This is a genomic window from Arcticibacter sp. (genome assembly GCF_045629565.1).
Classification (GTDB): domain Bacteria; phylum Bacteroidota; class Bacteroidia; order Sphingobacteriales; family Sphingobacteriaceae; genus Arcticibacter.
This window is the reverse complement of the sequence record NZ_JAZQRL010000062.1, coordinates 19,182-28,863: the sequence shown is the minus strand read 5'-3', so window position 1 is coordinate 28,863 and position 9,682 is coordinate 19,182. Positions and strand designations below refer to the sequence as shown.

The following is a 9,682-nucleotide window of genomic DNA, read 5'->3' as shown; positions in this document are numbered from 1 at the left end:
CGTGTCGCTGCTGGCATATGCTGAAACACGAATGGAGGAAGGCTATGTGCTGCTGAACAGCAAGGCATTCAGTCCCTGCGGGATTATCGCTGCTTATGCAGCTGAAGAAGCGGGAGCGTACCCTTCGGGGCCGGTGAACATGGAGCTTAACGAAGAACAGCAAACACGGGCAGCAGCCATCAGTATGATGTGTTACGAAGGCAACAGGCTGCTACGCGATCAGGAACAACGGAAAGAGAAACTCACCACGAAAATGGCGGCAACAACAAAAATGCCGCTAAAAGCGACGAAGCAACGAACGGCAGACAAGGGCGGCCAGGCCGGATTCCCGATAGGGAAGCGCGTATCGTTTTCTTCCAAGGCATAGATTATTATATGTTGCAAAAAAAAAGAGGCTGATCACTTTCTTTCATGATACAGCCCCTTTTCTGTCGTATATGCAATCTTACGCTTCTTTTATCGTGAGGTCAAGCGGATCCTTCACGATGTCTGCTGAAAGAGCAAGGTCTATGACCTGTTTCATTTCCGTAACATAGTGAAACCTCAAATCTTTGATATAGCTTTCCTTAATCTCGCGGATATCTTTCTCGTTCGACTTGGAGAGGATGATATCTTTGATATTGGCCCGCTTCGCAGCAAGGATCTTCTCCTTTATGCCTCCAACGGGAAGTACCTTGCCTCTCAAGGTGATTTCGCCTGTCATCGCAAGATGCTGTTTTACTTTACGTTGTGTAAAGGCTGATGTAAGTGCAGTAAGCATGGTTATACCTGCTGAAGGGCCGTCTTTAGGCGTCGCACCTGCAGGAACGTGAACGTGAATATCCCAGAGATCAAACAAGCGATTGTCAATGCCGAATTTGCTGGCATGTGCCCGCAAGTATGCCATGGCAATCGTGGCCGATTCTTTCATCACATCACCGAGGTTTCCTGTAAGCGACATCTTTCCTTTGCCAGGGCTCAGGCTCGCTTCAATAAACAGGATGTCGCCGCCAACCTGCGTCCAGGCAAGTCCGGTCACTACTCCTGCGACGTCATTGCCTTCATAAAGATCTTTATCAAAGATAGGGGGGCCCAGAATGGTTTCGACGTCGTGCTTGGTGAGGGCAGAGGTATACTCTGTTTCCATAGCGATTTTCGTCGCAATACCTCTCACGAGCGAGCCGATTTTCTTTTCTAAACCACGGACGCCGGACTCACGGGTATAATCTTCAATGATTTTCTCGATGACAGCCGGTCTCAGCGTTACGTCTTTCTTATTCAGTCCATGCTGATCAATCTGCTTCTGCAGCAAATGTTGTTTTGCGATCTCGATTTTCTCTTCTATCGTATAACCGTTAACCTCAATGATTTCCATACGATCAAGGAGGGCAGGATGGATCGAGTTCAGCGAGTTTGCCGTTGCGATGAACATGACATTTGACAAGTCATAGTCAAGCTCTACATAGTGATCATAGAACGCATTATTCTGTTCCGGATCCAGCACTTCGAGCAAGGCCGAAGAAGGGTCTCCCCGGAAGTCGTTTCCAACCTTGTCTATCTCGTCGAGTACGAAGACAGGATTTGATGTCCCAGCCTTTTTAAGCGACTGAATGATACGGCCGGGCATTGCACCGATATAAGTCTTTCTATGGCCCCTGATTTCCGCTTCGTCATGAACACCTCCAAGTGCGATACGTACATATTTCCGGCCTAATGCGCGGGCGATTGATTTACCCAACGACGTCTTTCCAACTCCGGGAGGGCCGGCCAGGCATAAAATAGGAGCCTTCATGTTTTGTTTCAGCTTCAGAACAGCCAGGTACTCGATTATGCGGCGCTTCACCTTCTCAAGGCCGTAATGGTCTTTATCAAGGACTTTCTCCGCCCGTTTGAGATCGAAATTATCTTTAGAAAATTCGTTCCACGGTAGGTCGAGTACGAGCTCAAGGTAGTTCACCTGGACGGAATAATCCGCAGCAGCGGGGTTCATTCTCCCCAGCTTTTCCAGTTCCTTGCTAAAATGCTGACCAATATCAGCCGGCCATTTCTTCTTTGCAGCACGTTCCCTGAGGTTTTCGAGCTCCAGGTCGGGGCTGTTACCGCCCAGCTCTTCCTGAATGGTTTTCAGCTGCTGGTTAAGGAAATAGTCTCTCTGCTGCTTATCCAGATCGGTCCGTACCTTAGACTGTATCTGATTTTTTAGCTCGAGCATCTGAAGGTCAATGGTAAGGTGCTCCAGTACCATTGTTGCCCTTTCGTGCAGATTGGCTACTTCAAGCATCTTCTGCTTGACCGTGACATCTGCATTCATATTGGATGAGATGAAGTTGATCAGGAACGAAGGACTTTCAATATTCTTTATCGCGATGCCCGCTTCGCTTGGAAGGTGTGGTGAAAGCTGGATGATCTGCATCGCCAGGTCCTTGATCGATCCAACCATGGCTTTGAACTGTTTGTCCGATTTAGGGCGTATTTCCTCAAACTTGACAATGGTAGCCTTCATATACGGTTCTACCTGAACCTCTTCATTTAGCTTGAAACGCTGTTTTCCCTGGATGATGACGGTTGTACTGCCGTCGGGCATCTGAAGCATTTTAATAATCAATGCAACCGTACCCACCTTGTTTAGTTGATCAAAGGTTGGATCTTCAACCGCTACATCTCTTTGTGAAACCACTCCAATCGTGCGGTCTCCCTTGTAAGCATCCTTAATAAGTTTGATGGACTTGTCCCTTCCAACAGTTATTGGAATAACTACACCCGGAAACAATACGGTGTTCCTTAGCGGCAATATTGACAGCATCTCCGGGGTTTCTTCATTGTTCATTTCCTCCTCATCTTCCTGAGACATAAGCGGAAAGAACTCGGTATCTTCATTTATAATAGGTAATGAGTGATTAAAATCAAGGAGGTTATTCATTTATATCCCTTTTTAACGTCATTCTGACAGTGAATTATTAATTGAACTGGTATTTTTAAGTAAGTTACTATAGGTACAAGCCGTATGCCAAAAGTACTTAACTAACGTAAAACATACACAGCCCGGTTTTTTTTTAAAACAAAATTTTGCGGATTATCTTTTTATTGGACGTATATCACTCAACGACTTTGAGTATTTATATTTTGTAAATAGCAAAAATAGAAATAATATTACACCTCATTCGTTATAAGACGATCAGAACTTAAGTTTTTTAAAATGAAATTAATTGCATCAGTTTTTTCTTTTGTGTTTTTATTAGGCTCAGCGGCAAGTGCACAGCAGAGCCAGGAAATTAAAAATAGCAATGTTAAGCAAGGGCAGAAGGCTCTAATGGACGGCGATTTTAAGCAGGCAGTTGTTCATCTCGAAAAGGCTATTCCGGCTGAAGGCTCAAATCCTGACGTACTTTATATGTTAGGATACTCATATTATCACTCAGGCAATTATCCAAAAGCAATCAGCACCTTCGGACAGGTGGTTAATCTGAAGCCGAACAACGTTTCAGCTTATTATTACCGTGGAAAGGCAAGAAACGTGCTGGGAACACAAATGAACTCGACGTTGTCTGCAACGGAAAGGGAGAAGCTTCTTCTGGCCTCTATAAGAGATTACAGCAAAGCAATTGAGCTGAATGCTGAAGACCAAAAATTGTATCAGAACCGGGCGATCGCTTATCGTGATTATGGCATTTTGAAAGGTCAGAAAATCCCCAAGTTCTATGATAAGGCTGCTGCTTCCAATTCATTTAAATCATGTATTGGCGACCTTCAGAGGCTATTAGATGCGAATCCTGGCAGGAAGGATATAACAGACGAAATGAAAAAGGCGAAGGTTTACATGGCTAACCTCGACAGATAAGATCTTATAAAGTTTTTTCTTAATCATAAAACCCTGGACTTTATAAGCTCAGGGTTTTATTTTGCCTTCTATTTTGTAGGTATTGTTTCCCAGTCCTTTAACATTCTGCTCCTTCTCAATGGTGTAAAGTGAGTCGGGATAGTAGTTCAGCGTTTCTGCGGATGTGTAAATTTCATTATTTACGCGGCTGCTTATCTCGAAAGCGGAAATTTTCTTTCCGTTGCGCTCCAAACGGATTTTTCTGACTTTAAGGGTTGTATCCAGAGCTGTGTACGTCGTGACGTTTCCGTTCTTTTCGATGGCATAGCTTTTCTTCCAGGCAGGCTTGTTGATGTCTGAGGATATGAAAAGGTCGAGTTCCTGTTTCCAGTCTGTTATTTGGAGCGTCTTTTTTTCGGTCTTCCCGTTGTGATTTACCTCCTTCAATATTTGGGGATTTTGGCGGTTCAGACGGTCTGCCTCTGTAGTGAAAAAGCCCCTGATGTCAAAATACGCATTCTGACCATCCGGAGCTTTTTTATCTTCTGTACACGATGTCGCGTACAGAAGAATACATATGGTAAGTACTTGTTTATATAAGGACATTACCAGTCATTTTTTCGGGGATAGGTATGCCCATAAGTCGCAGGACTGTAGGAGCTATATCTCCAAGCTTTCCATCAGCAACCTGTGTGCAATCCTTATCGATCAGAATGCATGGAACCAGATTCGTTGTATGAGCAGTATTGACAGATCCGTCTTCATTGATCATATAATCGGCATTACCATGATCGGCGATAATAATGAAGGAATATCCATCTTTCAGACCACATTCTACGACGTCTTTCAGACAGCTATCAACGGTCTCAACCGCCTTAACCACCGCTGAGAAAACACCTGTATGGCCGACCATATCCGGATTAGCGAAGTTCAGGCATATAAAGTCAGGCTTTCCCTCGGGGATTTCTTCACAAATGGCGTCTCTGATGCCCTGGGCACTCATCTCCGGTTGCAGGTCATAGGTTGCCACTTTCGGCGAAGGGATCAATAAGCGTTTTTCCCCTACAAATGGTGTTTCTTTGCCTCCTGAGAAGAAAAATGTTACGTGCGGATATTTTTCGGTCTCAGCGATTCTTACCTGGGTTTTGTTGTGGTTCTCAAGCACTTCACCCAAAGTGTCTGAAAGGTCATCCTTTGTGAATATTGCTTGAACACCCTTGAATGTATCGTCATAGGTGGTCATGGTAATATATCTTAAATCCAGCGGCACCATATCATAATCAGGGAATGCCCTCTGAGTGAGTGCCACGGTGATTTCGCGACCCCTGTCGGTTCTGAAGTTAAAGCATATCACTACATCACCCGGTTTAATACGGGTAATAGGTGCTCCGAATTCATCCACTTTAACTGTTGGCTTAATGAACTCATCTGTAATGCCTTCAGCATACGACTCCTCCAGGGAAGCGATAAGATCCAGGGTGTGTGCGCCTGTTCCGTGCACGAGAAGATCATAGGCTTGCTTTACACGTTCCCATCTGTTGTCACGATCCATTGCATAGTAGCGGCCGATCATGGATGCGATCTGCACCTGCGAATCTGCCGTGTAATCAAGCAGGTCCTTAATATACCCTTTGCCTCCGTTGGGGTCCGTGTCGCGGCCATCTGTAAAGGCATGCAGGAATACACCGGGGACGGCAGCAGCCTTCGCTGCATCGCATAATCCCTTGATATGTTTAATATGTGAATGGACACCGCCATCGGATACCAGTCCGATCAGATGCACATTCTTTTTTTCTGCGATGGCATATTTGAAAGCGTCCTGAATAGCGGGGTTGGTGTTAAACTCCAGGTCGTCCACTGCTTTGTGAATTCTTCCCAGTTCCTGGTACACTACCCGGCCCGCGCCGAGGTTCATGTGCCCAACTTCCGAATTTCCCATTTGTCCTGCCGGTAACCCTACAGCAACGCCTGAAGCTTCGAGTTTTGAATGGGGGTACGTTTCTATCAGATGATCAAAGAAAGGAGTTTTCGCCGCTAAGATCGCGTTGGAAGCGTCAGCCTTGCCATAGCCCCAACCATCAAGAATTATAAGTGCTACTTTTTTATTTTCCACATAACAAATATAGCCTTGTATTATTAGTATGCAAAGTGAGCTGAATCATATTATTACGTTTTGTGGTACAACAAAACGATAATTTTGATGTATTTGTTATTTTAGCGGACTTTATGAAAGAATACGAAGATTTACTTGATCAATTCATTACAAACGCCCTTTTGGAGGATATCGGAACGGGCGACCATACATCGCTCGCTACTATTCCAGGAGAAAAGCAGGGGGCAGCCCGCTTAATGATTAAAGAAGAGGGCGTTCTGGCCGGGGTAGAAGTTGCGCTGGCTATTTTTAAGCGTGTTGATCCGGAATTATCGATTACGGTCCATATTCATGATGGTGCGAAAGTTTCTTATGGGGATATCGCCCTGACGGTGAAGGGTAGTGTGTATTCCATCCTTACCGCTGAGCGACTGGTTTTGAATACGATGCAGAGAATGAGCGGTATAGCCTCTACAACATCAAGGATTGTTTCCAGACTGGAAGGTACAGGTACCCGGGTTCTGGATACCAGGAAGACAACACCAAATCTGAGATTTCTGGAGAAAAAAGCTGTCGAAATCGGCGGCGGAGTGAATCACCGCTTTGGACTATATGACATGATCCTGATCAAGGACAATCATGTTGACTATGCTGGCGGTATAAAAAGTGCTTTACTGGCCGCCCGTGAATATTTGAGAGAACAGTCGTTATCACTGGAAGTGGAGATTGAAGTAAGGAATATTGCTGAGCTGGAAGAAGTTCTGGAAGCGGGAGGGGCAGACAGGATTTTACTTGATAATTTCGGGTATGACGATTTAAAGAAGGCCGTCAAATTGATTGATGGCAGGTATGCTACCGAAGCTTCGGGGGGAATTGTGGAAGAGGAGATAGCAAATTATGCTGCATGTGGCGTCGACTTTATTTCAATGGGTGCACTTACTCATTCTGTTAAGAGTTTGGATATGAGTTTGAAAGCGATTAGTTAGTTGTTGAATTAAAACAATAAGGCCAATTAATTCTTGATAATTAGTATTATTGCATACTGAATGATATCCATATATTCTATTGCAGCTATTTTGGCTGCTTATCTCTTTGGATCTGTTCCAAGTGCGGTCTGGATCGGACAAGCTTTTTACGGGATTGATGTTCGCGAATACGGAAGCGGGAATGCAGGCGCCACCAATACGTTTAGGGTCTTGGGTACGAAGGCTGGCATTACCGTTATGGTCCTGGATATTCTCAAGGGATTTACCGCAACGAATCTGGCTTATTTTATAGGCCCCTCCATCACGGGACCCCATAATTCGGTGCAGTTTGTGAACTATCAGCTCGCTTTAGGAATTACGGCCGTCATGGGCCATCTATTCCCCGTTTTTGCCGGTTTCAGGGGTGGGAAAGGAATAGCCACCTTGTTCGGCATGGTGCTCGCCGTGCACTTCCAGGCTTCTGTAGTTTGTGTTTCAGTGTTTTTAATTGTTCTGATGCTGACCAGGTATGTTTCGCTGAGCTCAATTATCGCGGGATTCTCTTTCCCGCTCAGCATTATATTTATTTTCCACTCACCGCTACGCTCCATCGTTTTGTATGGAATGTGCATCTGTATACTCATTCTGATTACTCATCAGAAAAACATTGAAAGGCTTTTAAAAGGCAAGGAGTCTAAGATAAATATGTTCAAAAAGAAAACAGCTGTGTAGTTTTTTTGTTGCAATGAGAAATCACACTTAAGGTTATGAAACGGATAAAAACACCATTTACTTTTATACTTATAGCCGTATTAGCGGCATGTTCTACTGTTCCGTTAACGGGCAGAAGGCAGTTAAATCTGGCCAATTCACAAGAGATTCAGACACAATCCGTACAAGCCTACCGGGAGTTCCTGAAGGATCCTAAAAATGTCGTTGTAACATCAGGTGCAGATGCGCAACGTGTAAAGCAAGTTGGCAGTAAGATTGCCGCTGCAATTGACAAGTACCTGAGCCAAAATGGATATGCGAACCAATATAACTTTACCTGGGAGTTTAATCTGGTAAAGAGCAACGATATTAATGCATGGTGTATGCCAGGTGGAAAGGTGGCGGTTTACACCGGGATTCTGCCTGTTACCCAGACGGAGGCAGGTTTAGCAACCGTTATGGGCCACGAAATTGCGCATGCCATAGCGAGGCACTCTGAAGAGCGCTATTCTCAGACATTGGGAGCCCAGGCTCTCGGAGGAGTGGTAGGTGCTGCAACGGGTTCTGAAGGTATTGCTCAGCTATATGGATTAGGTGGTCAGCTCGCTTTGTTGAAATACGGCAGAAGCCAGGAGTCTGAAGCGGATCGGCTGGGACTCATTTTTATGGCGATGGCCGGTTATAACCCCAGTAATGCGGTAACATTCTGGCAGCGAATGGCGGCAGCTAAGCAGAATAACGGCGCTACTCCTGAGTTTTTGAGTACACACCCTAGTGATGCAACCCGCATCAACAATATTCAGAAACGCTTACCTGAAGCAATGAAGTATTATACAGGCAAATAATCGTTATTTGCTTAAGACGTCTAACATAGCCTTTGCTTTAAGGATGCATTCTGCATATTCAAGCTCTGCATCTGAAGCAAAGGTTATTGCACTTCCTACCTGAAAAGACAGATACTTATTTGTTTGATTGTAAATCAGACTTCTGATCACGACGTTAAAGTCGAAGTCTTTACCGGCAGTAAAATAGCCTACGGCGCCCGAATAAATGCCTCTTTTAGTTTCCTCAAACTGCTCGATAAGTTCCATAGCACGAACCTTTGGTGCGCCGGTCATGGATCCCATTGGGAATGCACTGCTAATAATAGAAACCAAACTGGTATCATCTGATACCGATGATGTTACCGTCGATATCATCTGGTGCACTTGCTGAAAGGAATAAATTTTACAAAGTTCTTCGACCTTCACCGAGCCGGGAATGGCTGATTTGGTTAGGTCATTTCTTACCAGGTCCACGATCATGATGTTTTCGGCGAGCTCCTTGTCATTCTCCTGTAGTGAGCGTTTAAGCTCTTCGTCTTCTTTGTGTTCTGATCCTCGCGGAGCCGTTCCTTTGATGGGCTGCGATATAATTTTCGACCCCGTCTTTTTAATGAAGCGTTCGGGAGATGAGGAGATGATATACTTGTCGCGCAGCTTGAAGAACGATGAAAAGGGTGCAGGAGATAGTTGATTGAGCTCAACGAAGGCCGCTAAAGGATCAAGATCAGCATCCTCGGAGAAGAACTGCTGACAGAAGTTCATTTCGTAGATGTCGCCTCTCCGGATGTGTTCCTTGATACTATCGACTTTCCGGATATAGGAATCCCTTGAAATGCTCGGTTGTACCTTGCCAGCGAAGTTTAGCTTTTGCGGGACGGGGTTCACCGCATGAATTTCGTCTAGCAGAGATGCTGTGTCTGAAAGTATTTCGACCCGGTTTTCTTTTATAAGCAAAAGGTGCTCGGGCACGAAAAAGTACATGTCAGGGAAATGAAGCCTGTCGGGGTTGGACGAATGGAGGTTCTCCAGTTCATTTTTTAAGTCATAGCATATGAATCCAGGTGTAAATGCCGCATTCGCCGCCAGGAAAGCACTCAGTCCGCTGAAGGCGCCACCTGCAGGTGGGAGATACTCTTTCTTCGCCCCGGCCGCTATGATCGCCGTATAGCTGGAGTAACGGTCGCTATACCCGTTGGAATCAAAAAAACAAGCCACTTCAAATGAAGTGGCCCATTGTAAAGCTTTACGCTTGAATTCGGATATGTTATCAACAATACAATCAACCGATTGCATA

General features: G+C 45.1%; 8 protein-coding genes and 1 pseudogene. 5 read left to right on the top strand and 4 right to left on the bottom strand.

The window, feature by feature from the left end:
* A pseudogene (locus tag ACKI5J_RS07960) lies at positions 1–367 on the top strand (hypothetical protein); the annotation flags it as partial.
* A 78-nt stretch (positions 368–445) separates the two neighbouring features.
* Here ACKI5J_RS07960 and lon read toward each other — a convergent pair.
* On the bottom strand, positions 446–2,899 hold the full coding sequence (lon, locus tag ACKI5J_RS07955; RefSeq protein WP_407428277.1) for an endopeptidase La: 2,454 nt from the start codon (positions 2,897–2,899) through the stop codon (positions 446–448).
* Between the two features lie 276 nt (positions 2,900–3,175).
* Between lon and ACKI5J_RS07950 the strand changes: the two genes are divergently transcribed.
* Positions 3,176–3,817, top strand: coding sequence for a tetratricopeptide repeat protein (locus ACKI5J_RS07950; protein WP_407428275.1), 642 nt, complete (start codon positions 3,176–3,178; stop codon positions 3,815–3,817).
* Between the two features lie 48 nt (positions 3,818–3,865).
* On the opposite strand, the gene ACKI5J_RS07945 is transcribed toward ACKI5J_RS07950, so the two are convergent.
* Both ACKI5J_RS07945 and gpmI read right to left on the bottom strand, forming a co-directional pair.
* Positions 3,866–4,402, bottom strand: coding sequence for a hypothetical protein (locus ACKI5J_RS07945; RefSeq protein ID WP_407428273.1), 537 nt, complete (start codon positions 4,400–4,402; stop codon positions 3,866–3,868).
* Positions 4,389–5,909 (bottom strand): 2,3-bisphosphoglycerate-independent phosphoglycerate mutase, encoded by a 1,521-nt coding sequence (gene gpmI, locus ACKI5J_RS07940; RefSeq protein WP_407428271.1) that lies wholly within the window; start codon positions 5,907–5,909, stop codon positions 4,389–4,391. The genes ACKI5J_RS07945 and gpmI overlap by 14 nt, the downstream gene beginning before the upstream one ends.
* A gap of 113 nt (positions 5,910–6,022) precedes the next feature.
* Here gpmI and nadC point away from each other — a divergent pair, with 113 nt between their 5' ends.
* Genes nadC through ACKI5J_RS07925 form a run of 3 tightly spaced genes read left to right on the top strand, consistent with a single transcriptional unit; the run spans position 6,023 to position 8,409 of the window.
* Positions 6,023–6,874, top strand: a complete 852-nt coding sequence (nadC, locus tag ACKI5J_RS07935) for a carboxylating nicotinate-nucleotide diphosphorylase (protein ID WP_407428269.1) — start codon at positions 6,023–6,025, stop codon at positions 6,872–6,874.
* 60 nt (positions 6,875–6,934) lie between these two features.
* Positions 6,935–7,585 (top strand): glycerol-3-phosphate 1-O-acyltransferase PlsY, encoded by a 651-nt coding sequence (plsY, locus tag ACKI5J_RS07930; RefSeq protein ID WP_407428267.1) that lies wholly within the window; start codon positions 6,935–6,937, stop codon positions 7,583–7,585.
* A 35-nt stretch (positions 7,586–7,620) separates the two neighbouring features.
* The gene (locus ACKI5J_RS07925) at positions 7,621–8,409 is read left to right on the top strand and encodes a M48 family metallopeptidase (protein WP_407428265.1); all 789 of its coding nucleotides are present in this window, start codon (positions 7,621–7,623) and stop codon (positions 8,407–8,409) included.
* A gap of 3 nt (positions 8,410–8,412) precedes the next feature.
* Here ACKI5J_RS07925 and pabB read toward each other — a convergent pair whose 3' ends face one another.
* On the bottom strand, positions 8,413–9,681 hold the full coding sequence (gene pabB, locus ACKI5J_RS07920; protein ID WP_407428263.1) for an aminodeoxychorismate synthase component I: 1,269 nt from the start codon (positions 9,679–9,681) through the stop codon (positions 8,413–8,415).
* Position 9,682: the final 1 nt, after the last annotated feature.